Source organism: uncultured Arthrobacter sp. (assembly GCF_947495145.1).
Classification (GTDB): Bacteria; Actinomycetota; Actinomycetes; order Actinomycetales; family Micrococcaceae; genus Arthrobacter_D.
Genome location: NZ_CANLXP010000010.1, coordinates 98,537 through 121,162 on the forward strand (window position 1 = coordinate 98,537; position 22,626 = coordinate 121,162).

Sequence of the window (22,626 nt, forward strand, 5' to 3'; positions counted from 1 at the left end):
AACCCCCATTCCGCCGTGAGAGAATAGAGCAATGGTGCGCGGTGACGGACAGCTTTCCCACGATCTTCTCCCCGGCGAAAAAGGCCCCCAGGACGCCTGCGGCGTTTTCGGCGTATGGGCTCCCGGCGAGGAAGTCGCCAAACTTACGTACTACGGGCTCTACGCCCTCCAGCACCGCGGCCAGGAGTCAGCGGGCATAGCCACCAGCGACGGCGCCCGGATCAACGTCTACAAAGACATGGGATTGGTTTCCCAGGTCTTCGACGAGGCCACCCTGAACACCCTCACCGGCCACATCTCCGTGGGACACTGCCGCTACTCCACCACCGGTTCCTCCAATTGGGCCAACGCCCAGCCCACCCTCGGCGCCACCGCCGCCGGAACGGTTGCCCTGGCCCACAACGGCAACCTGACCAACTCGGCTGAGCTGTACCAGATGGTTCTCAAGCGCCAGGGGAAGCCCCGCAGCGGCGAAATGGCGCAGGGCAACACCTCCGACACCGCGCTGGTCACCACCCTGCTGGACGGCGACGACGGACGCTCCCTCGAGGACACGGCCCTGGGCCTGCTTCCCCTAATCGAGGGTGCGTTCTGCTTCGTGTTCATGGATGAGGGCACGCTGTACGCAGCACGCGACCCGCACGGCGTCCGTCCGCTGGTGCTCGGCCGGCTGGAGCGCGGCTGGGTAGTCGCCTCGGAGCAGGCCGCCCTCGCCACCGTAGGCGCCAGCTACATCCGGGAGATAGAACCCGGAGAGTTCATTGCCATCGACGAGGGCGGCGTCCGCTCCCGCCGCTTCGCTCCGACGACGCCGGCCGGTTGCGTCTTCGAGTACGTTTACCTCGCCCGCCCCGACGCCGCCATCGCCGGCCGGTCGGTGTACGACTCCCGCGTGGAAATGGGCCGTCAACTGGCCCGCGAGAACACTGCAGAGGCCGACGTCGTCATCCCCGTCCCGGAGTCCGGCACACCGGCAGCGGTGGGCTTCGCGGAAGAATCCGGCATTCCCTTTGCGCACGGCTTCGTGAAGAACTCCTACGTGGGGCGCACCTTCATCCAGCCCAGCCAGACTCTGCGCCAGCTCGGCATCCGGTTGAAGCTGAACGCGCTGGAGTCTGTCATCAAGGGCAAGCGCATTGTCGTGGTCGACGATTCCATTGTCCGCGGCAATACGCAGCGGGCAGTGGTGCGCATGCTGCGTGAAGCCGGCGCGCGCGAGGTACACGTGAAAATTTCCTCCCCGCCCGTGCGCTGGCCCTGCTTCTACGGCATCGACTTCGCCTCGCGTGCCGAGCTGATTGCCAACGGCGCCGCAGTTGACGAGATCAGCAAGTCCATCGGAGCAGACAGTTTGTCCTACATTTCCGAGGACGGCATGATCGAAGCCACCAGGCAGCCGCGGGAGCGGCTCTGCACGGCCTGCTTCACCGGCAACTACCCGATTGAGCTGCCCGAGGAAGACCGTCGCGGCAAGAACCTGCTCGAGCGCGTGGATCCTGCCGAGAAGGCCGGCGCCACGGGGTGCGACCCGGGGCCTGGCAACGAACTCGAAACCCTCCTGACCGAAGCTGACAAGAAAGAGCGGGTATGACCTCCTCTGACCCCATCACCTATGCAAGCGCCGGAGTAGACGTCGAAGCCGGCGACCGGGCGGTGGAGCTCATGAAGGACGCTATCAAGGCCACCCACACGGCCAACGTGGTGGGCGGCGTCGGAGGTTTCGCGGGCCTTTATGACGTGTCGAAGCTTCTGACCTACCGCAAGCCCCTGCTTGCCACCTCCACCGACGGCGTGGGCACCAAGGTTGCCATCGCGCAGGCCATGGACATCCACGACACCATCGGATTCGACCTCGTGGGCATGGTGGTGGACGACATCGTCGTCGTCGGCGCTGAACCCTTGTTCATGACGGACTACATTGCGTGCGGCAAGGTAGTCCCTGACCGTATTGCCGCGATCGTGCGGGGCATCGCCTCGGCCTGCTCCGTTGCCGGTACAGCCCTGGTGGGCGGCGAAACCGCTGAGCATCCCGGCCTGCTGGGTGAGCATGAGTACGACGTCGCGGGCGCGGCCACCGGTGTGGTCGAGGCTGACTCGCTGCTGGGCCCCGACCGTGTACGCGAGGGGGACGTTATCATCGGCATGGCGTCTTCCGGCCTGCACTCGAACGGCTACTCGCTGGTGCGCCGTGTCATCAACCAGGCCGGTTGGGCGCTGGACCGCCAGGTTTCAGAGCTCGGCCGCACCCTGGGTGAGGAACTGCTCGAGCCTACTCGCGTTTACGCAGCGGACTGCCTCGACCTCGCCCGCCGGTTCCCCCTCACATCCGACGGTGCCGTTCACGGCTTCAGCCATGTGACCGGCGGCGGGCTCGCTGCGAACCTCGCGCGCGTACTTCCCCGTGGCCTTGAGGCAACCGTGGACCGCTCCACGTGGTCGCTTCCCCCGGTCTTCAGCCTCGTCTCAGAGTTGGGCAGCGTGCCGCTGCCGGATCTGGAACGGACGCTGAACCTGGGTGTCGGAATGGTTGCCGTGATTTCGGCCGCCGGAGCTGACGACGCGGTTGCGCACCTCAACGAGCGCGGTGTGCCCTCGTGGGTCATGGGTCAGGTGGGAAGCGCCTCGGATGGAAGCACTGACGGTCCTGACTATGTGCAGGGCGCAAAGGGCGTTGACGGCGGCTCCGTGCGGCTGGTCGGCTCCTACTCACTCTGAGCACAACAAGAACCAGCGGCCTGGCATCTACTGCCTGGCCGCTGGTTCTCAACGTATTTATGCGAGCGATCAGCTCAAAAAGGACGCTTAACCGATTCGGCGGGTGCCGCCGTCGTCCCCTTCATCGTCAAACTGGTCCGCGTATTTGTCCTCATACGCCGAATAATCCGGCTCGACCGGATCATCATGGCGGGAGGCGCGACTACCGGTCGCCTTAAGCTCGCGCTGAAGCGCCGAGTAGTCCGTGGACGGGCTGAAATACTTCATGTCCCGTGCCTGCTTGGTGGCTTTCGCCTTCTGACGGCCGCGCCCCATGGCGTGACCCCCTTTTTGCGTCGATCCGGAGGTGGTCGCTGTGGCCTAAAACAAAGGCGCAACGAGGCCCCGGAGTATCCGGTCAATGTGTCGTCTCTATAGGTTACATGGTTTCTCGGGTCCGCGATGCGGGCGGCCCCGGACCCGATTCGGCATTGCGCGGACAGTTCTTCGCCCTCCATGCGGAGAAGCCCCGTTGTTGGCTAGAGTCGTGGGGTAATTTGGACGAAAGTCAGCCCGTCACCGCGGCGGGCACACGAGGGAGCAGTTCACTATGAGCGATCAGCCGGACAAGCCGGAGGATGGCGATTCCGCCGCGAATGAATCGGCCACACCGGAACCGGACCTCCTCAAGGCTGACGAGGTTCATCTCTCCGATCCGGATGTATCCGCCGACGCCGTCGAGCCGACCCTCAGCACTTCGGCCGAAGAGGTCCAGCTGAGCGAGCCGTCCCTCGAGGCGGCAGAGATCAGCGACGACGCGGCCAAGGCTGCCTCGCTGGAGGAAGCTGCTGCAGAAGCCGAACTGGTGGCGCAGGAGGCCGAGGAGGTCGGAACCCTCGTGGCGGGTCCCCGCCCGACAGAGGATCCGGCAGATGCCGCTGCGCCCGCGGGCACGGCCCCGGCGGGCGGTGCGGCCGGTGACGGGACGGGCAAATCTGGGGCGACCGGCGGATCTGACGCGACGGGCGGATCTGGGGCGACCGACGGATCTGACGCGACCGACGAGACGGTCGACAGTGAGAGTGCTCCGGACAGCGCTTCCGAAGAGGCGGGCGCATCGGACGCCGCTGTGCACGAGCCTGACGAGTCTGAGGAGACGGACGGTTCCGCCGGCGAAGATGCTTCCGCGGGGCTGGCAAGCTTCGCCGTCTCAAGCGATGACCCCGGCTGGACCGGTACGGCCCAGGAGCAGTCACGCTGGGATGCACTGTTCGAAGCCGGGCAAGCTGGCACAACAGCCGAGACGGAAGACCAAAGAACCGCAGCGCAGGCTGCTCCGGAAGCAACCGAAGTGCCCGAGGCTCCCCGAGCAACCGACGCATCCGACCAGGCCGAAGCGACAGGCTCAGCCGAAGCTGTGGAAGCAACCGCGGTTCCCGAAGCAACCGAACCGGCCGGAGGCTCGGCCGCCCCTGAGGCGCCCTGGGCGCAGCCCTTCCCTTCCCCGCAGCCGCATGCACCCGCAAGCCCCGTGCCGCCCATCGGCGGCCCCTACGGCCTCCCTCCGGCAGCTCCGGACGAGCCTGCGCCCACCCGCATCCGTGCCCGCTCCGTTGGCCGGTCCTCCCGCGGGTCGAACAGGAAAAAGCTGATCATTCTCGGTGTAATTGGCCTGGCTGTGATAGCCCTGCTGATTTTCGCGATCACCGCCATTGTCGGCGCACTGCGTTCAGACGATGCCGACGCCGGCTCCTCCCCCAGTACCACGCCGGGCGCTGACGGAATCATCGCCGAGGGCGTCTCTCCGCTCGAGCTCGGGGCTGGAGCCTGCATACTCGGCTTCGACTCGACGGACCTCAGCGCTGACGTCACTACCGTGACCTGCACCACTCCGCACAACGCCCAACTGTTGGCGACCACCAGCCTCCCCGAAGAAGCGGAGTTCCCCGGGGAGACCGCCCTGAACGCCAGCGGTGATGATTTGTGCAACGCGGTGACGATCGACGAAAACGCAGCCGCCGAATACACCAGCCTTACGCTCACCCAGGTCACACCGACGTCGGGAACCTGGGCGGAGGGCGACCGGCGTATCGACTGCTTCGTGGTGTCCGACGAGGACAACATCACCGACACCCTACTCACGGAGTAAGTGCCCGGTTATTACCCGGTGACGCTGGCGACCGTCAGCCCTTCAGCGCCGTCCGCAGCGCGATCCACGCGCACCTTGTCCCCGTCGTTGATGCCGCCGGACAGGAGCCCGCGGGCGAGCCTGTCGCCGATCTCCCGCTGAACCAGGCGGCGTAGCGGGCGTGCGCCGTAGGCCGGGTCGAAACCGGTCAGTGCCAGCCACTCCCGTGCCGCGTCCGTGACGTCGAGCGTGAGCCGACGTTCCTGAAGCCGGGCACCGAGGGCGTGCACCTGAAGATCAACGATCTGTGACAGCTCCTCCAGGCTCAGCGCGTCGAACATGATGATGTCGTCCAGCCGGTTCAAGAACTCTGGCTTGAAACTCGCGTTCACCACTGACATGACGGCATCCCTGCGGGCCGGCTCATCCATCGTCGGGTCCACCAGGAATTGCGAACCGAGGTTCGACGTCATCACCAGAATGACGTTCCGGAAGTCAACGGTGCGTCCCTGACCGTCGGTCAGCCGGCCGTCGTCGAGCACCTGCAGGAGGATGTCGAACGCCTCCGGGTGCGCCTTTTCCACCTCATCGAGCAGCACCACACTGTAGGGCCGGCGTCGCACCGCCTCCGTGAGCTGTCCCCCTTCCTCGTAGCCGACGTACCCGGGAGGTGCACCGACCAGCCGTGCCACTGCGTGCTTTTCCGAGTATTCGGACATGTCGATGCGGATCATGGCGCGTTCGTCGTCGAACAGGAAGTCGGCGAGCGCCTTGGCGAGCTCGGTCTTGCCGACACCGGTGGGGCCGAGGAACAGGAACGACCCGGTGGGCCGGTCTGGGTCCGAGATTCCGGCCCGGGCACGGCGGACAGCGTCAGAAACCGAGGCCACTGCCTTCTTCTGGCCGATCAGGCGGTTCCCGAGGTTCTCTTCCATGTGCAGCAGCTTCTGGCTCTCGCCCTGCAGCATGCGGCCGGCCGGGATGCCGGTCCATGCGGAGATGACCTCCGCAATATCGGACGCAGTGACCTCCTCGGCGACCATGAGCTCCGGCGAATCAGCTGAGCGTTCCTCCTCGGCCTGCGCTGCATCGAGCTCCCGCTGCACCTGCGGTATCTCGCCGTAGAGAATGCGGGAAGCGGTCTCGAAATCACCCTCGCGCTGGGTGCGTTCCTGCTGCGAGCGCAGCTCATCCAGCTTTGCCTTCAGATCACCGATGCGGTTCAGCCCAGCCTTCTCCGCTTCCCAGCGGGCGTTCAGGGCAGCGAGCTGCTCCTTGCGGTCCGCCATGTCGGCGCGCAGGGCCTCCAGTCGCTCCACTGATGCTTCATCGGACTCACCCTCGAGCGCCAGTTCCTCCATGGTGAGCCGGTCGACGGCGCGGCGCAGCTGGTCGATCTCTTCCGGTGCTGAATCGATCTCCATCCGCAGCCGCGACGCCGCTTCATCCACTAGGTCGATCGCCTTGTCCGGTAGCTGCCGGCCGGTGATGTACCGGTTGGACAGCGTTGCGGCCGCCACCAGCGCCGAGTCCGCAATGGAAACCTTGTGGTGAGCCTCGTAGCGTTCCTTGAGCCCTCGGAGGATGCCGATGGTGTCCTGGACACTCGGCTCGCCAACATAGACCTGCTGGAAGCGGCGTTCAAGTGCTGCGTCTTTTTCGATGTTCTCCCGGTACTCGTCCAGCGTGGTTGCACCGATCAGGCGCAGCTCACCGCGGGCCAGCATGGGCTTGAGCATATTCCCGGCGTCCATGGAACCCTCGGATGCGCCTGCTCCGACGACGGTGTGCAGCTCGTCGATGAACGTGACGATCTGACCGTTGGATGCCTTGATCTCCTCCAGAACGGCCTTGAGCCGTTCCTCGAACTCACCGCGGTACTTTGCACCGGCGATCATCGACCCCAGGTCGAGGCTGATCAGCGTCTTCCCCCGCAGCGACTCGGGCACGTCGCCGGCAACCATGCGCTGGGCAAGACCTTCCACGACGGCGGTCTTGCCGACGCCCGGTTCACCGATCAGCACGGGATTGTTCTTGGTGCGCCGGGACAGCACCTGCACCAGGCGGCGGATCTCCGTGTCCCGGCCGATCACCGGGTCGAGCTTGCCCGAACGTGCGATCTCCGTCAGGTCCACGCCGAACTTCTCAAGCGCCTGAAAAGTGTTCTCGGGATCGGCGCTGGTGACGCGCCGGTCACCGCGCACGCCGGGAAGTGCCGCGACAAGGGCATCCCGCGACGCCCCTTCCTCCCGCAGAATCCTGCCGGCGGCACCGGAGTCAGCGGCGATGCCGAGAAGGAGGTGTTCGGTGGAGACATAGGAGTCTCCCAGCGACTCAGCCTCCTGCTGCGCGGCCGTGATGACCTGCAGCATCGGCCGGGAGAACTGCGCCTGCGCAACGGAGGAGCCCGACGACGACGGCAGCGCCTTGATCGCGGTGCTCGCCTTCACGCTGACGCTGTCCGGGCTCACACCGGCGGCTGTCAGCAGGGCTACCGCCACGCCGTCGCGCTGGTCCATCAGCGCCTTGAGCGCGTGCGCGGGTTCCACCTGCGGATTGCCCGCGGTGGAGGCATTCATAGCGGAAGCGGACAGTGCTTCCTGGCTCTTGGTGGTGAACTTGGTGTCCATGCTGGCCTCCTGCAATAGCAACATCAACTAAGTTGAGTGTACTCGACTCAAGTTAGTCGGCAATCCTCGTGAGCGCCCTTTTCACTGCAGGCGAACCACTGGCGGCCGCAAGCCTGCGCTCAGAGCTCCCTGCCTTTCGACACCCACGTCGGGTTGGCGCTCCGCTCCCCCACCACGAGGTCCGCTGCCGCGTCCAGCACATCGAAATCTGCCTCCGAAAGCGTGACGGAAACGGCACCAAGATTCTCGTCCACCCGCTCCGGCTTGCGGGTACCTGGAATCGGAACCACCGGCAGCCCGAATTTCCGACCCTGCGCCGCAAGCCAGGAAAGCGCCACCTGCGCGGGCGTCGCACCGACGTTGACGGCCACCGATTGGACCGCTTCCACCACGGCGGCATTGGCGTCCATCGCGTCCGCACTGAATCTCGGCACGCGATGACGGAAGTCCCCCGCGGATAGCGACTGAACCTGCACAGTGCCGGTGAGGAAACCCCTGCCGAGCGGCGAGTAGGGCACGAAACCGACGCCAAGTTCGGCAGCCCTGGGCACAACCTGCCGTTCGACATCCCGGCTCCAGATCGACCACTCACTCTGCACGGCAGCGATAGGGTGCACGGCATGGGCGGCGGCAAGCTCATCCGCCGTCACCTCGGATAGTCCCAGCTGGCGGACCTTTCCCGCCGCGACCAGTTCTGCCATGGCTCCGACCGTCTCTTCAATCGGCACGGATGTGTCACGCCGGTGCATGTAGTAGAGGTCGATGACGTCCGTCCCCAACCGCCGCAAACTCGCCTCGGCTGCTGTCCGGACATACTCCGCATTCCCGCGGACACCGGTGTACCCGGCGGCCGGGCTGCCCTCGATACCGAATTTGGTGGCAACTTCCACGTCGTTCCGTCGGCTGGCAAGCAACCGGCCGACCAGCTCCTCATTGCTTCCCGCACCATAGACGTCAGCCGTGTCGATGAACGTCACGCCTGCATCCACCGCGTGGTGAAGGGTCTTCAGGGCCTGTTCCTGATCGAGACCGCCGTACACCTCGGTCAGCGCCATGCCGCCAAAACCCTGTGCACTCACGATGAAGCCGGCTGCCAATTCAATTCGGGAAAGGGTCATGCCTCCGATGGTATTCCGCTGACTGCCCTCCGGACAGGTATGCGCGGCATATGTGGGTAAACCGCCAGTCCGGGAAGCGCGTGGGCAATAATGGAGCCCATGGGGAAAACCAATCTGACTTCTGTCCTGACCATTGCCGCATTGGCGCTGACGCTGACCGCGTGCACGCAGGACGGTCCCACCGCAGAAGATGCAGCAAACCGTCTCGCCGAGGGCCTGACGAGCGGGGATCTGAGCGGCGTCGCGTTCTCGTCCGCGTCCGCTGAGGACGCCTCGGCAGAGCTCGAAGAAATCACGGCTGCGCTCGACCCCGCGTCGCCGACCGTGACCGTGGCCGGCGTGGAATCAACAGGCGAAGACACTGCAACGGCCCAGCTCAACCACGTCTGGGACGTCGACGAGATCGACAGCGACTGGACCTACACCACCACAGCGGAACTCACCCTGGTCGATGATGCCTGGCAGGTGGGCTGGGCCCCCTCCGTGGCGGTTGACGGCCTGGGGCCGGATGCCTCGCTTGCCGCCTCCCGCACAGCCGCCGAACGTGCCGAGATACTCGGTGCTGGAGGCGAGGTCCTGGTCACCGACCGCCCCGTCATCCGGATTGGCATCGATAAAACCCGCATTGAGACGCCGGAGCTCGAATCCTCGGCCGCAGCCCTTGCCGAGCTGGTAGGCATCGACCCGGCGGCCTACAACGAACAAGTGATCAACGCCGGGGCGCAAGCCTTCGTCGAAGCGATTGTCCTGCGGGACAACGAGGAGCGCCCCGTCTCGGACGACGAGATCAACGCCATCCCCGGGGCATCGGGCATCCCGGACACCATGTCGCTGGCTCCTACCCGCACCTTCGCGCGTGAATTGCTGGGATCGGTTGGCCCGGTTACCGCCGAGCTGGTGGAACAGTCGGAGGGGCGGCTGGAGGCAGGCGACGTCGCCGGGCTGTCCGGGCTTCAACTGCAGTATGACCAGCATTTGGGTGGCACGCCGGGCATGGTCATCGAGGCCGTGACCGGGGAAGGTGAGACCCGTACCAGCGAGGTCCTGTTCGAGAAGGCACCCGTTCCCGGAGAACCGCTGGAGCTCACCCTGGACCCTGCGTTGCAGACGCTTGCGGAGGACGTTCTCGCGGAGGAACCTTCGGCCTCTTCGATTGTTGCCATCCGGCCCTCGACCGGGGAAATCCTTACCGCGGCGAACGGGCCCGGAAGCGAAGGACTGCAGACCGCGCTCCTCGGCCAGTACCCGCCCGGGTCCACCTTCAAAGTGGCCACCTCGCTCGCCCTGCTCAAGAACGGCTTCACCCCTCAAACCCCCACCAGCTGCCCGGAGGAGCTGGTGGTCGAAGGCCGGGCTTTCAACAACGTGCCCGGCTATCCCGCGCAGTTCACCGGGGAAATCCCTCTCCTGCAGGCTGTCGCGCAGTCCTGCAACACCGGCTTCATCTCACAGCGCGATGTCGTCTCCCAGGAGGCACTGGCGTCGGCTTCCGCGGATCTCGGCATCGGAGTCAATGTTCCGATCGGCACCCCGGCCTTCTTCGGCTCGGTCCCAACAGAGGCGGACGGTACCGCACACGCGGCCTCAATGATCGGGCAGGGCGAGGTCCTCGTCTCTCCCCTGTCCCTGGCCATCATGGCTGCCTCGGTCGGCGCCGGGGAACGGGTGGCGCCCACGCTCCTGGCGGGAAGCGCGACGGAGGAGGCGCCGTCGTCGTCGGCTTCTGCTGAACCGACAACAGAGTCCGCAACAGAGGCCGCACCTGAGGAAACAACTGCGGAAACCATTGAGGCGCCGGCCCCAAGCACCCTGACCGCCGACGAGGCTGCAGCTCTTCGGGAGATGATGGGCGCCGTAGTCACAGTGGGAGGCGCACAGCTGCTCGCGGACATCCCGGGCGAACCGGTCCTCGCCAAGACCGGCACCGCCGAGTTCGGCACGGAGGATCCGCCCCGCACGCATGCCTGGGTGGTGGCGCTGCAGGGTGACCTCGCGGTTGCCGTCTTCGTTGAGGAGGGTGAACGCGGTTCCATCTCGGGAGGCCCGCTGATGGAAGAGTTCCTTGGCGGAGCCGGTCAGTAGACCCGGGCCGCTACCTCAGCTGCTGCGGAAAGCGGGTGCCCGACGTCGGAACGATCTCCTTGCCCAGCGGCATCAGTGAAACCGGGATGAGTTTGATGTTCGCGATGCCCAGCGGGATGCCGATGATGCTGAGGAACATCGGGATGGAGGTCAGCACGTGCCCGATGGCAATCCACGCACCGGCCACCACAACCCAGATCACGTTGCCTACGGTGGAGAAAAAGTAGGTGCGCCCGCCGCGGTCCACTACTGAGCGTCCGAACGGCCACAGCGCGTAGGCGCCAATGCGGAAGGACGCGATCCCGAAGGGGATGGTGACAATGAGCAGGCAGCAGACAATTCCTGCCAGGAAGTAGCCGATTGCCAGCCAGATTCCACCGAATAGAAGCCAGATGATGTTCAGGAGTGCGTTCATAGGTCTATTCTTCCCATCAGCGGCGTCGAAAAGCCATGAGGGGCTCCCCTGACTGGACCCGCATCGGCGCAGAAACAACACTGCCCACCGGGCTGGTTCAGCTCGGTGGGCAGTGCTGTTGCGTTCGGCTTGCTGCTTAGCGGCCGCGGCGTTCGTTCGACGCCGGTGCGCCGGCTCGACGGGGACCGGCCCCCCGGGTGCCGGCGGGACGGCCTGACGACGCCGGCGCGTGGCTACGCTGTCCGGAGCCGGCCTGGGCTTTGCCCTGCGTGCCGGCACCGCGTGTGCCTGTTGCGCTGTGCGCTGCGACATCACCCGAGCGTGCAGGACGGGGACGGCGGGTACGGTTACCGGGGGCGGCGGGTGCGCCTTCACCGGTACGACGGCGCTCGCCGTCGGTTCCGAAGCGGGCAGCCTGCGGCTGGTCCTTGCGGCGCTCCGCACGGTTGCCCTCTGCACGATTACCCTGCGGGTCCGCTGCAACACGGCCGCGTCCTCCGCGTCCGCCACGGCCGCCCGCTGCGGGAGCGGCACGGCGGGCACGCTTGCGCTCAGCGTTCGCTCCGGTCGAGGAGCCACCACCGCGCGGGGTCTCGCGCTGGGCGAGAAGTGCGGCACGGGTGCGAGGGTCAATCTTCTCTGCAACGTCGCCGATGAGCTTGCCGACGAGCGGTGAGGTGGCTGACACGTTCTCGAACGCGACGTTGACGCCGGCGGCCCTCATGAGCTTCTGCACCTCGCCCTTCTGCTCGGGCAGGGTGATCGTTACCACGGTGCCGTCAGAACCGGCGCGCGCGGTGCGGCCGGAGCGGTGCAGGTAGGCCTTGTGTTCGGTCGGCGGATCAACGTGGACCACAAGCTCGACGTCATCCACGTGGACACCGCGCGCTGCGACGTCCGTAGCGACGAGCACCCGCACGTCACCCGTGGAGAACTCAGCGAGGTTGCGGTCGCGTGCGTTTTGCGAAAGGTTGCCGTGCAGGTCGACGGCGGGGATACCGGCGTCGGTCAGGGTCTTGGCGAGCTTGCGAGCGTGATGCTTGGTGCGCATGAAGAGAACGCGCTTGCCGGTACCGGAGGCGAGCTGCACAATGAGCTGCTTCTTCTGCGTCTGATCGCCGATGAGCAGCACGTGGTGCTCCATGGTGGTGACCGAGGCCTGCGTGGTGTCCACGGAGTGGGTCAGCGGGTTCAACAGGTAGCGCTGCACGATCTTGTCCACGCCGTTGTCCAGCGTGGCGGAGAACAGCATGCGCTGGCCCTCGGTGGGCGTGGTGTCGAGGATCCGCTTCACGACGGGGAGAAAGCCGAGGTCAGCCATGTGGTCAGCCTCGTCGAGCACGGTGATTTCGACCGACTCGAGCGTGACCAGCTTCTGGCGCATCAGGTCTTCCAGCCGGCCTGGGCAGGCGATGACGATGTCGACGCCGGCGCGCAGCGCCTTCTCCTGGCGAGCCTGTGACACGCCGCCATAGATGACGGTGGTGTTCAGGCCGAGTTCGCCGGCAAGGGGTTCAACGGTGGCATTGATCTGTGTGGCAAGTTCGCGCGTGGGGGCCAGGATGAGCGCCAGCGGGCGCCCGGGCTTGCGGCGGTAGGCCGCCTCCCGCTCGGCCAGGCGGGACACCATCGGCAGCGCGAAGGCCAGGGTCTTGCCCGAGCCGGTGCGGCCGCGGCCGAGTACGTCGCGGCCCGCGAGGGTGTCAGGCAAGGTCTTGACCTGAATGGGGAATGGTTCGGTGATTCCCTGGTCGGTGAGGGAACGGACCAGCGCTGTGGGCACGCCAAGCGCAGCAAAGGTAGTCATGTAAAGTACACGAACTTTCTTCTCATCTTCCCTGCGCACCGGTTGGTGCCCAGAGTCCGCCGAAGGAAAGTCAGACAGTGTCAACCGCTCTCACGATCTTGGGAGATAGCGCGGGACAAAAGAATGCGTTCATCGACGCAGGCTGCGGCTGAAGGAACCCGGAAATCTCCAGGAACAAGCTCCGGATGCCGCAAGCAAGTGGTTCAAGTCTATCAGTGGAGCGGTTGCGCTCCTGACGGCGGTTGGCAAGGATGGGCCATGTGTGAGCAAGCCCACCACGCGTGCCACCCAATAACCTCGTCACATCCCAGGAGAATCCATGCCCAACGCCGCCGATATCCGTTCCTCCGCAGCAGACCTTTCCGGGGAAGTGACTGAGCTGCGCCACCGGCTGCACCAGGAGCCGGAGATCGGACTGCACCTTCCACGGACGCAGGAAAAGGTTCTGGAAGCCCTCGATGGACTCCCCTACGAGGTGAGCATTGGTGAGGATACGACGTCGGTGACTGCTGTCCTGCGCGGGACGGCACCGTCGTCGGTTGAACAGAAGCCGGTGGTGCTGCTGCGCGGCGACATGGACGCGCTTCCGGTGCAGGAGCAGACCGGAGTTCCGTACACCTCCCGTATTGACGGCGCCATGCACGCCTGCGGGCATGACCTGCACACAGCCATGCTCGCCGGAGCCGCGCGAATCCTTGCCGACCGGCGGGATGAACTGGCGGGCGACGTCGTCCTGATGTTCCAGCCCGGCGAGGAGGGTTTCGATGGGGCAGGGGTGATGATCCGCGAAGGTGTGCTCGAAGCCGCCGGGCGGCGGCCCGATGCTGCGTACGGTATCCACGTGGTGTCCTCACTGCTTCCCAACGGCCTGTTCGCCAGCCGGCCCGGAACGCTGATGTCGGCGTCCGATGGACTGTATGTAACGGTCCACGGCGCCGGCGGCCACGGGTCGGCACCCCACCGCGCGAAAGACCCGGTCACCGTTGCGGCGGAGATTGTCACCAGCCTGCAGACGGTGATCACCCGCCAGTTCGACATGTTCGATCCCGTGGTCCTGACCGTCGGCCTGCTGCATGCGGGAACCAAACGCAACGTCATCCCCGAATCGGCACGCATCGAAGCAACAATCCGAACGTTCTCCGAGCAGAACCGGGAGCTGATGCGCACCGCGATCCCGCGCCTGGTGAACGGTATTGCCGAAGCGCACGGGCTCTACGCGACGGTCGAGTATGAAACCGAGTACCCGCTGACCGTGACGGATGAGAGTGAAACCTCAAACCTTGAGAAGCACGTGCGGGAGCTGTTCGGCGACGAGCGGTACACGCAGATGGTGAATCCCCTGAGCGGCTCCGAGGACTTCTCCCGTGTGCTTGCGGCAGTGCCCGGGAGCTTCGTGTTCCTGTCCGCCGTGCAGCCGGGCGTCGACCCAGCGGACACCGCCTTCAATCACTCCCCCTACGCCGCCTTCGATGACAGCATCCTCGCCGACGGTACGGCCCTCTATGCGCAGCTGGCCCTCGCGCGGATCGAAGAGTTGTCCGGCGCCTGATCCAGCTGCACGGTTGGCTTTGCAGGCCTCGCTACGCTTGTACCGATGAGCACGCAACCCGAACCCCAGCCCTTCCCTTCCCAGCCCGTATCCTTCGTGCGCCGAGGTTCGCGCCTGCAGGGTCGGCGTCGCGACGCGTGGGCTGAGCTGTCTGAGGGCCTGGTGGTGGACGTTCCACGCAGTTCGCAGGCAGACACGTCCGTTGATCCCGGATGGGAGTACGAAGCCGTTGCCTCCTTTGGCCGTGATGCCCCGCTGGTGGTGGAGGTCGGGTCAGGTCTCGGTGAAGCGGTAGCCCACGCCGCTGCGGCCGATCCTGACCGCAACTTCCTTGCGCTTGAGGTGTATAAGCCGGGGCTCGCGCAGACCCTGCTGCGCATCGATCAGGGAGGGCTTAGCAACGTGCGCATTGCCCAGGTGAATGCGGCTGAAGCGCTGGCAACGATGATCCGCCCGGCTTCGGTTGCCGAGCTGTGGGTCTTCTTCCCCGATCCCTGGCATAAGACCCGCCACCACAAGCGCCGGCTGGTCAAGGATTCCTTTATTGATCTCGCCGGGCGGGTGCTGAAGCCGGGCGGCATCCTCCGCCTCGCGACCGACTGGTCCGACTACGCGGCGCAAATGCGTGAGGCCGCCAACGCCTCGCCGCTTTTCGAGAACCTGCACGACGGCGAGCGCGCGGGTTCTGAAAGCCCGCTCACTCAGGTGTGGGCGAGCGGTGTGGAGCACGAGGTCGGTGGTACACCGCGCCGTGAAGGGCGTGAACCTGCCGGAACCGCCTCCGCGCAGGAAGGCGAGGACGCCCTCGGCGGCTGGGCGCCGCGGTTCGAGGGACGCATCCTGACGAGCTTCGAGAATAAGGCTCACGACGTTGGCCGCACGATTTTCGATCTGACGTACCGGAGGGTTTCCTAGTTGTTCTCCGCAGGCGGCTGCTGATCCCGGGGGGTGTCGCTCGAGCCACCCCTCGAGGCCGTCGAGGAGGAGGTCGAGGCCGAGCGGGAACTCATCGCCATAGGAATAGCCCGGTTGAAGCACATGGTCCGCCGTCAGCTCGGCGAGATACGGGTACTCGTTGACGGGAAGTTTGGCGAGCATGGCGTGCGCCATCGCAGCCGTCTCTTCCTGTTTCATGCCGAAGGTCTTTGGCATCCTGCTCGTGATGGCCGGCATCGGATACCTGGCATTGATCAACGGCGCCTCCGGCGTGGTGGGTACGGCCGCTGTTCAGCTCGCCAAGCATTTCGGGGCAGTTGTCACCGCGGTCTGCAGCACCGGGAACCTTGAGTTGGTGAAGTCTCTCGGTGCCGACAAAGTCGTCGGTAGGCAAAAGCTCATACACCCGCAGCCGGAAGCTACTGAAGCCTGGCGGCATTTACCTGACGACCGTACCCTCCTTACAGATACTGATGTGGATGCTGGTGACCCGAAACTTCGGCAAGACCCGGGCAGGAATCGCGTTCACCGGGCTTCGAAAGCCCCAAGCGATGGCCCAGGACGTGAAGTACATGAGCGATCTGACGGCATCCGGACACTATGTCCCGGTGATCGACCGAACCTACAATTTGAAGGAAGCCGCTACCGCGCAGGCCCATGCCGAATCAGGGCGCAAAAGTGGCAGCGTAGTCCTCAACCTGCATGACCCCGGCGAGTAAGCGGCCTCCGCGGTAGCGGCACTGTTCCCTCACCGGCACCCATAACCAGCAATACCATCAAGTAAGGAATCACCATGAATGTCACCGGAGAACACCGTCCGGCGTCCCGACCAGGAAAAGCTGCGGCCGCCCTCCTTCTGGTTGTTGCCGGCTTCCAGGCATCGCTGGCCGGCGGCGCACCCTGGGCCGCGGCAGCGTACGGAGGAGCGAATTCCGGGGTCTTGCCTAATCCCCTTCGCGCAAGCAGCGCGGTTGCCGCCGTGATCTACCTGGTCCTGGCGGCCGTTGCCGGAACGTCATGGGTGCCCATTGGGATCCGGCGCCGCTTCATGTACGGTGCCAGCGCCCTGATGGTCATCGGAGCGGCATTGAACGTCGCGTCCCCGTCGTTTATCGAACGCATCATCTGGGTCCCGGTAACCATCCTGCTGGTGATGACACTCTGGCGTGCGGCCAGGCTCGATGCGGCCCAGGCCCTCCGGACAGCACCGCGCCCCGTTTTCCGTGTTCAGTAAAGCTTGCTTGAATCGAAGCATGACGGAAACCAAGTTGCAGGCGCTCAAACAGAAACTCGCTGCCGTCAATGACCGGATCGACTGCCACGCGCTCAACGCCCCTTCATTCAAGGAGGCACGCGATGTGGTTGCCCAGCACCCCGACGCAAGCCGAGAGGAAGTGGACGAGACCCTGTCTGCGCGAGGACTGCCGAGCACCGCTCAGCAGAGCAAGTCCTTGTTTCTGGGTCTCACCTCCCTCGCACGTTTGAACCGGAAACGCATCGGGCTGGAGGGCCGCATCGCTCGGCTTGAATCACCCGTGCACGAGTAGAAAGCCAGCAGCCCTCTAGTTGCTCAGGGAACGAACCATTCGTGCAGGTGAACCCACGACAATGGCATTCGCTGGCACGTCCCTTGTCACAACGGCGGCCGCCGCGACAACGGAGTTATCTCCAATCGATACGCCCGGAAGGATGGTTGCGTTCGAACCGACCCATACGTTCCGACCGGTGACGACAGGAGCCGGGTGCATATCTGCACGCTTCGATGGATCGAGATCATGGTTGAGCGTTGCTATCACCACGTTGTGCCCAATCAGGCAGTCGTCTCCAATGACCACGCCGCCTTGGTCCTGCAATTTACATCCGGCATTGAGGAAGATCCGCTGCCCAAGAGTGATGTTTTTCCCGAAGTCCGAGTAGAATGGCGGGAAGACCGTTACGGATGGGTCAACCGGCTTCCCGGTCAGTTGCGACAACAGCTCGCGCACACGCGCCGGTTCTTGGTAGCCACTGTTAAGTTCACCTGTGATGCGCAGTGCTTCCTGGCTCACATCGTGCATCACCCCGTGCAGCGGTGAGTTCCCGCTGATGGTCTCACCGGCATTCAGCGCAGCGAGAAGATCGCTAAGATCCACGTTTGCTCCTTAAGGAATGCGGTGACTGCGATTACGGGCTACGCCAAACTGGCTAGCTGTGGAAGTACTGCTACCGGGAGGTGACGGTGACGTCGATATAGCGCTTGAGCGCTTCCCTCGCTTCAGGATCAGACACCATAGGCACCGTCATCACAACATAGTCGCGCGGCGGAACGTCGGAGCCGATGTTGATCGGGAACGTGAACAAGCCGTCCGGACCGGCAAACACGGTCGGCTGACTTACGTAGTTGTAGTCGGTATTCGGCCAACCGAGCATGACGTAGATCTCCTGCCCAGGAGCGTAACCGGAACCGACGACGACGAGCGTGGCGTGCTGCTGAACAGTTGCCGCTGGCGCTGAGGTGCCTGGTGAAACCGGCTCCACGGTCACGCTCTCGAAGTGGGACGGCTGGCTGGGCGACACATCGGGCACCTCAGGGATCACCGGCGCAAGCGGGTTCGGCTCACCGTGCGGCGGCGGGACGAATGGATCGTTCACGCCCGCAGGAAGCGGCTCAAGCGTAGGCGCAGGCGTCTCAGGACTTTCCGATGCGGCTTCAACCGTCGGTTCCGGAACCCACTCCTGGCTCGGCAAAGCAGCATCCTTCGTCTCCTCAACCATCTGCCCGGGCTCCTCCGGTACCGGCGTCACCACCTCCGGTAGCGGCGCTGCCTCCTCCGGAATGGGCGTTAGCACCTCCGGTAGCGGCGTCGCCTCCGCAGGTTCCGGAGTCACCTCGGCAGGCACAGGCGTGGCCCGCTCAGGCTCCGGCGTCGCCCCCTGAGCCGTCACCGCGGCCGACGGCGCAGCAGACTCAGGTCCGGCAGCAGACCGGACATCAGGTTGATCGACGGCGGAGCAGCCAGCAAGGAGAGTTGCTGCAGCGATAGCGGTGAGAGCGGATAGCTTCGACAACGGCGTACCTCCGTCAAGGAAATAGAAAGCGGGGAATCGCCTGTCAGGGTACTCCTGCATCGCTGCATCCCCCACAACGCACGCTACCGCGTGAAGGAACTCGCCAACAGCACGGAACGGTCACGAGAGAGAACCGTTACACACCAGACTGCCGGACGATGTCGGGTAATGCACCTTAACCGTGGACGTCGGAGAGGTGATGAACGACGTCGTGCAGTCCGTACTGCGCGAGGGTTGCAATGGTGAAGCGCGAACCGTTGCTGCGGCGCCCCACGCGCTCCCAGTCTTCGACGGAATCCAACAGCGCGGCATACGCCTCGCCTGCCACGACCAGTTGCGTCGCTACGCGGTCCGGATTCTCCGCACCGTAGTTCTTCTCCCGCGCGGTGCGGTCCTGGTCCCAGTCATCGAAGAGCGGGTCCTCCTGCGCCAACATCAGTTCTGTGCGCTCCGCGAACAACACATAGACGTCCCGGACGTGCGCAGAATACTCCAGTGCCGACCAGGTGCTCTCGTCAGGCCTGTCGCGCACCTCCGGCCGTCCCAGAACATTCCGCCACCGGGGAAAGCCTGCCCGATGCTCCGCGGCAATCCCCTCAGGCGGGTGCTGCGCCGCATCGAAGCTGCACTCGGCGCACGGGCGCCGAAGTACCCATGTCCAGTCCTTGGTATCCGGTTCAATAGCCATGCTCCGAAGAGTATCTGGACGGTCTCTGGTTCAACGCCGTATGACCGCGGGTTTCCAATACCTCTTGCAGCAAACAACTTTGTGATGCAAAGTAGTTTGCGTGAACTCCGCGAAGAAAGCCACTGAAAGCTCCCGCCAGTTCGACGATGAGCCGCCGCTGGACCTCAACGAAGCTCTAGGTGTGGTTGCCGAAGCCGAAAAGCGGGCGCGCCGCGAGCTCCGCGGTAACGGTGCCTGGGTTTACCTCCTCTGGGCCCTCACCTGGTTCCTCGGATTCGGCACCCTGCACGGGTCCCGTAACGGGTGGATACCGGTCGAACCTTCCACCGCGCTCGTACTGTTCGGCCTCCTCGTTGCCGCGGGGGTCGGTGCCACTATCGTGATATTCGGCCGGCAAAGCCGGGGCATCCGCGGACACTCAACCTTCATCGGCGGCTTTTATGCCCTCGCCTGGATCCTGGGATTCGCCGTGATGGGTGTGCTGAGCAGCGCAATCGGCGTAGCGGTGGAGGGCTTCTGGCTCCGGGGCATGCTCATCAACGGCATCGCCATCCTGATTGTCGGCCTGCTGTACATCACCGGCGGCACCACCTTCAACGATGTAGTCCAGGTGGTGATGGGCGTGTGGTTCCTCGTGGTGGATATCGCCTCGATCATCGCCGGACCCGAGCACTTCCTCACCGTGTTCTTCATCTTCGGCTCGGGCGGCTTCTTTGTGGGTGCCGCCGTGCAGGCTCTTCGTCAGCGGCGGGGACCGGTCAATGCCTGAACTCGATCCCGTCATCCACGCCGAATCCCGCCTTCGGGCCATCACCACACTGAACGAAGTCGGCGAACGTAACCGGATTGCGTTCACCAAGCTGCAGAAAATCCTCGACATGACCGCGGGCAACCTCTCCACCCATCTGCGCAAGCTCGAAGACGCCGGCTACGTGACCGTCACAAAAACGATAGAGGGCCGCACGCCCGCCACCTACGTGGCGATCACTCCCGCAGGCACCGCCGCCTACGCCGCCTACCGCTCGGCCCTGCACCAGCTCCTCACCACCGAACTCACGGAGAAGTCATGACCTCACCCAGCCTGGCACCAGGCCACACCTGTACAACGACGGCGCCCCTCGCCTCCGCGGAAGCGGTCACCAAATCCTTCGGGAAGAGTACTGCTCTCGCCGGGGTTACCCTGCAGATCCATGCCGGCGAATCAGTCGGCCTGCTTGGCCCGAATGGCGCCGGCAAGTCCATCCTGATCGGCCTGCTCTCAGGACTCCGCCGGCCAGACTCCGGCACCATCCGCCTCTTCGGCGGCAATCCGTCCAACCCCCGCACCCGCCTGCGGCTCGGCATCACCCCTCAGGCAACGGCTGTGCCGCAGAACCTGACTGTAGGTGAGGCTGTGCGTTTCGTTGCGGGGCACTATCCCGACCCTGTCCCCACTGCACAGCTCCTTATGGACTTCGGGCTGTTGGAGGCTGAACGCAAACAGTGCGGCGGGCTTTCCGGCGGACAACAGCGGCGCCTACTTGTGGCCCTTGCGCTGGTGGGCAGGCCTGAGCTCGTCATCCTCGACGAACCGACCACCGGGCTGGACGTCGATGCGCGCGAGACGCTGTGGCGCCAGCTCCGTGCATACCGGAATGCCGGCGGCACGTTACTCATCACCAGCCACTACCTCGAGGAAATCCAGGCGCTTTCGAGCCGGATAGTAGTCATCGACCGGGGAACAGTCATCGCCGACGGAACGGTGGACGAGATCCGCAGCCGGGTGGCAGTGAGCAAAGTGTCGTTCGAAACAGACCTGCCGCCGTCGTCGTTCCTGTCCCTCCCCCACGCCGTTGACGTGACGGTCAGCGACAGCGGACGCACCACCGTGGTCACGCAGGATGCCGATGCCACGGTACGCGAACTGGTGCAGCGCGGACTGGCTTTCGCCCAGCTCGAAGTTCACGGAGCCACCCTCGAAGAAGCCTTCCTCGCCCTCACAGCCAAGGAGCAGCCATGAGCACCGGCATGCAGACAACGACGAGCAACGCCGCGCCGTCACAATTCTCACTGATCCGTACACATACGAAAGCCCAGCTGCTCGAACAGCTGCGGATCCCAATCGCGGTGATTTCATCGGTGGTCTTCCCGGCGCTGGTGCTGATGTTCTTCGTGGTGCCGCAATCCGCCGTAACAGCAAATCCGATTGCATCGCTCGCGTCGATTGCGCAGCTCGCGGTCTTCGGTGTGATGAGCGCCTTCCTGTTCAACTACGGCGTAGGGGTCGCAGAGGACCGCGCCAACCCGTGGAGCAGCTACGTTCGCTCGCTGCCGGTTGGAGCGTTGCCGGGAATTCTCGGCCGTGCGGTGACCGGGATGCTCTTCGCGTTCATGTCATTGCTGCCTGTGCTGATTCTCGGCGCACTCCTCACTTCCGCGCCCGATGCGTTCACCAGCGGCGACCTGCCCTGGTGGCGAATACCCTTCGCCGTAATCGTGTGGCTGCTGTGCGGACTGCCGTTCCTGGCGCTCGGCCTGTTCATCGGGCACCTCTGCACTTCGAAGGTGGCCGTAGCCGTGACGCAGGTGGTGTTCTTCCCACTGGCTTTCGCGGGTGGAATGATGCTTCCGCCGTTGATGTTTCCCGACTGGCTGAACACGCTCTCGCTGTTCCTGCCCTCACGTGCGGCGCGCGACCTCTCCGTCTTCGCCCTCACTGGCGAGGGCTTGGAGCCGACCACGATCGTGTGCCTGCTGGCGTGGATGCTGGTGCTGGGAGCTGCGGCGATCTGGGCGGCGCGGCGGGATCAGGGACGCCGGTTCCGCTGAGGCGCGGTTCTCCGGTTTCGGCGAGTTTAGGATCCGCCCGGACGGCGGCCCTGTGCGCGTTCCTTCAACTGCCGGAGTTCCTGCTCGGCCGCCTCGCGCGCTTCCAGCTCGCCGAAGGCCTCTTCGAGTTTCCCGGAGGATGGGTCTGACCACGCGAGTTCTTCCTGGGCGCCCTGCAGATGCCTCAGGCGCCGGGCCTCTTGCTCCGCTTCCCGGGCAGCGCGGGCGGTTTCGGCACTGCTTCCTGCAGAGGCCGAGACTGCGCCGCGAACCTCCAGCGCCGCCTGCGTGGCGCCGTGCTGTGCTCTCAGGGATTCGTACCGGACCGCGTTTTCCTGCAGGGAGGTTTCCAGCCGGTACAGGTCACCTTCCAGTGCCTGGAACTGCCGGCCGACATCGTCGCGCTGGCGGGTCAGCGTATCTAGCCTTTTCTGCACTTCCACCGCGCGGCGCAGCGCGGCCCGTGCGGCGTCGTCGTTATTGTCCGCAACCGCACGCTCCGCTTCACGGTTGCATGCATCCAGATCTTCCACTGCCTGCCGGGCGAGGCTGTTGACGCGATGGCGGACGGCGGCGAGGTCGGCAACGCTGCGGCGGGCGCGGTCGAGGTTCTCTTCCTGTTGCCGCTGCGATTCGCCGAGCGCGGTGATGGGATCAGCCGGTTCCACGGCATTGCGGCGCGAGGAGATGATACGGGAGATGCGGCGTCGGACGGACACTGGC

The 22,626-nt window shown here is 65.0% G+C and carries 22 protein-coding genes and 1 pseudogene; 14 read left to right on the forward strand and 9 right to left on the reverse strand.

What is annotated here, in order from left to right; all coding sequences use genetic code 11:
- Window positions 1-31 precede the first annotated feature (31 nt).
- The gene (gene purF / locus Q0877_RS09685) at window positions 32-1,591 is read left to right on the forward strand and encodes an amidophosphoribosyltransferase (RefSeq protein ID WP_299167278.1); all 1,560 of its coding nucleotides are present in this window, start codon (window positions 32-34) and stop codon (window positions 1,589-1,591) included.
- Window positions 1,588-2,715: a phosphoribosylformylglycinamidine cyclo-ligase gene (purM, locus tag Q0877_RS09690; RefSeq protein ID WP_299167280.1), complete on the forward strand. Its 1,128-nt coding sequence runs from the start codon at window positions 1,588-1,590 to the stop codon at window positions 2,713-2,715. Before purF ends, purM begins: the two co-directional genes overlap by 4 nt.
- Window positions 2,716-2,802: 87 nt before the next feature.
- On the opposite strand, the gene Q0877_RS09695 is transcribed toward purM, so the two are convergent.
- Entirely contained in the window at window positions 2,803-3,030 is a 228-nt protein-coding gene (locus tag Q0877_RS09695) for a DUF3073 domain-containing protein (protein ID WP_299167281.1), read from the reverse strand.
- Between the two features lie 274 nt (window positions 3,031-3,304).
- On the opposite strand from Q0877_RS09695, the gene Q0877_RS09700 reads away from it, so the two are divergent.
- Window positions 3,305-4,843 (forward strand): septum formation family protein, encoded by a 1,539-nt coding sequence (locus tag Q0877_RS09700; RefSeq protein ID WP_299167282.1) that lies wholly within the window; start codon window positions 3,305-3,307, stop codon window positions 4,841-4,843.
- Between the two features lie 11 nt (window positions 4,844-4,854).
- On the opposite strand, the gene clpB is transcribed toward Q0877_RS09700, so the two are convergent.
- Both clpB and Q0877_RS09710 read right to left on the reverse strand, forming a co-directional pair.
- Window positions 4,855-7,452, reverse strand: a complete 2,598-nt coding sequence (gene clpB, locus Q0877_RS09705) for an ATP-dependent chaperone ClpB (RefSeq protein ID WP_299167283.1) — start codon at window positions 7,450-7,452, stop codon at window positions 4,855-4,857.
- Between the two features lie 119 nt (window positions 7,453-7,571).
- Complete coding sequence (locus Q0877_RS09710; RefSeq protein ID WP_299167284.1) at window positions 7,572-8,570, reverse strand: aldo/keto reductase; 999 nt, start codon at window positions 8,568-8,570, stop codon at window positions 7,572-7,574.
- Window positions 8,571-8,669: 99 nt separating this feature from the next.
- Between Q0877_RS09710 and Q0877_RS09715 the strand changes: the two genes are divergently transcribed.
- Window positions 8,670-10,652, forward strand: a complete 1,983-nt coding sequence (locus Q0877_RS09715; protein ID WP_299167285.1) for a penicillin-binding transpeptidase domain-containing protein — start codon at window positions 8,670-8,672, stop codon at window positions 10,650-10,652.
- 10 nt (window positions 10,653-10,662) lie between these two features.
- On the opposite strand, the gene Q0877_RS09720 is transcribed toward Q0877_RS09715, so the two are convergent.
- On the reverse strand, window positions 10,663-11,067 hold the full coding sequence (locus Q0877_RS09720; RefSeq protein WP_299167286.1) for a YccF domain-containing protein: 405 nt from the start codon (window positions 11,065-11,067) through the stop codon (window positions 10,663-10,665).
- A gap of 136 nt (window positions 11,068-11,203) precedes the next feature.
- A complete protein-coding gene (locus Q0877_RS09725) occupies window positions 11,204-12,874 on the reverse strand; it encodes a DEAD/DEAH box helicase (RefSeq protein ID WP_299167288.1) in 1,671 nt (556 codons plus the stop codon).
- A 319-nt stretch (window positions 12,875-13,193) separates the two neighbouring features.
- Here Q0877_RS09725 and Q0877_RS09730 point away from each other — a divergent pair, with 319 nt between their 5' ends.
- From Q0877_RS09730 to Q0877_RS09755, 6 genes and pseudogenes are all read left to right on the forward strand, one after another.
- Window positions 13,194-14,423, forward strand: a complete 1,230-nt coding sequence (locus Q0877_RS09730) for a M20 family metallopeptidase (RefSeq protein ID WP_299167290.1) — start codon at window positions 13,194-13,196, stop codon at window positions 14,421-14,423.
- A gap of 45 nt (window positions 14,424-14,468) precedes the next feature.
- Window positions 14,469-15,338 (forward strand): tRNA (guanosine(46)-N7)-methyltransferase TrmB, encoded by an 870-nt coding sequence (gene trmB / locus Q0877_RS09735; protein ID WP_299167291.1) that lies wholly within the window; start codon window positions 14,469-14,471, stop codon window positions 15,336-15,338.
- A gap of 247 nt (window positions 15,339-15,585) precedes the next feature.
- Window positions 15,586-15,723: pseudogene (locus Q0877_RS09740) on the forward strand (NAD(P)-dependent alcohol dehydrogenase); the annotation flags it as partial.
- A gap of 4 nt (window positions 15,724-15,727) precedes the next feature.
- Window positions 15,728-16,078 carry a zinc-binding dehydrogenase gene (locus Q0877_RS09745; RefSeq protein ID WP_299167292.1) on the forward strand — a complete coding sequence of 117 codons (351 nt, stop codon included), beginning with the start codon at window positions 15,728-15,730 and terminating at the stop codon, window positions 16,076-16,078.
- Window positions 16,079-16,152: 74 nt separating this feature from the next.
- Window positions 16,153-16,593, forward strand: a complete 441-nt coding sequence (locus Q0877_RS09750) for a hypothetical protein (RefSeq protein WP_299167294.1) — start codon at window positions 16,153-16,155, stop codon at window positions 16,591-16,593.
- 19 nt (window positions 16,594-16,612) lie between these two features.
- Window positions 16,613-16,906, forward strand: coding sequence for a hypothetical protein (locus tag Q0877_RS09755; RefSeq protein WP_299167295.1), 294 nt, complete (start codon window positions 16,613-16,615; stop codon window positions 16,904-16,906).
- 15 nt (window positions 16,907-16,921) lie between these two features.
- On the opposite strand, the gene Q0877_RS09760 is transcribed toward Q0877_RS09755, so the two are convergent.
- From Q0877_RS09760 to Q0877_RS09770, 3 genes are all read right to left on the reverse strand, one after another.
- Complete coding sequence (locus tag Q0877_RS09760) at window positions 16,922-17,491, reverse strand: DapH/DapD/GlmU-related protein (RefSeq protein ID WP_299167297.1); 570 nt, start codon at window positions 17,489-17,491, stop codon at window positions 16,922-16,924.
- A 70-nt stretch (window positions 17,492-17,561) separates the two neighbouring features.
- The gene (locus Q0877_RS09765; protein ID WP_299167299.1) at window positions 17,562-18,467 is read right to left on the reverse strand and encodes a hypothetical protein; all 906 of its coding nucleotides are present in this window, start codon (window positions 18,465-18,467) and stop codon (window positions 17,562-17,564) included.
- Window positions 18,468-18,582: 115 nt separating this feature from the next.
- A complete protein-coding gene (locus Q0877_RS09770; RefSeq protein WP_299167300.1) occupies window positions 18,583-19,095 on the reverse strand; it encodes a DinB family protein in 513 nt (170 codons plus the stop codon).
- A 100-nt stretch (window positions 19,096-19,195) separates the two neighbouring features.
- On the opposite strand from Q0877_RS09770, the gene Q0877_RS09775 reads away from it, so the two are divergent.
- Genes Q0877_RS09775 through Q0877_RS09790 form a run of 4 tightly spaced genes read left to right on the forward strand, consistent with a single transcriptional unit; the run spans window position 19,196 to window position 21,903 of the window.
- Window positions 19,196-19,864 carry a hypothetical protein gene (locus tag Q0877_RS09775; RefSeq protein ID WP_299167301.1) on the forward strand — a complete coding sequence of 223 codons (669 nt, stop codon included), beginning with the start codon at window positions 19,196-19,198 and terminating at the stop codon, window positions 19,862-19,864.
- Window positions 19,857-20,165 carry a transcriptional regulator gene (locus tag Q0877_RS09780; protein WP_299167302.1) on the forward strand — a complete coding sequence of 103 codons (309 nt, stop codon included), beginning with the start codon at window positions 19,857-19,859 and terminating at the stop codon, window positions 20,163-20,165. The genes Q0877_RS09775 and Q0877_RS09780 overlap by 8 nt, the downstream gene beginning before the upstream one ends.
- Window positions 20,162-21,094 (forward strand): ABC transporter ATP-binding protein, encoded by a 933-nt coding sequence (locus Q0877_RS09785; RefSeq protein WP_299167303.1) that lies wholly within the window; start codon window positions 20,162-20,164, stop codon window positions 21,092-21,094. The genes Q0877_RS09780 and Q0877_RS09785 overlap by 4 nt, the downstream gene beginning before the upstream one ends.
- The gene (locus Q0877_RS09790) at window positions 21,091-21,903 is read left to right on the forward strand and encodes an ABC transporter permease (RefSeq protein ID WP_299167304.1); all 813 of its coding nucleotides are present in this window, start codon (window positions 21,091-21,093) and stop codon (window positions 21,901-21,903) included. Before Q0877_RS09785 ends, Q0877_RS09790 begins: the two co-directional genes overlap by 4 nt.
- Before the next feature lie 26 nt (window positions 21,904-21,929).
- On the opposite strand, the gene Q0877_RS09795 is transcribed toward Q0877_RS09790, so the two are convergent.
- Window positions 21,930-22,622 (reverse strand): PspA/IM30 family protein, encoded by a 693-nt coding sequence (locus Q0877_RS09795; RefSeq protein WP_299167305.1) that lies wholly within the window; start codon window positions 22,620-22,622, stop codon window positions 21,930-21,932.
- Between the last annotated feature and the right edge of the window lie 4 nt (window positions 22,623-22,626).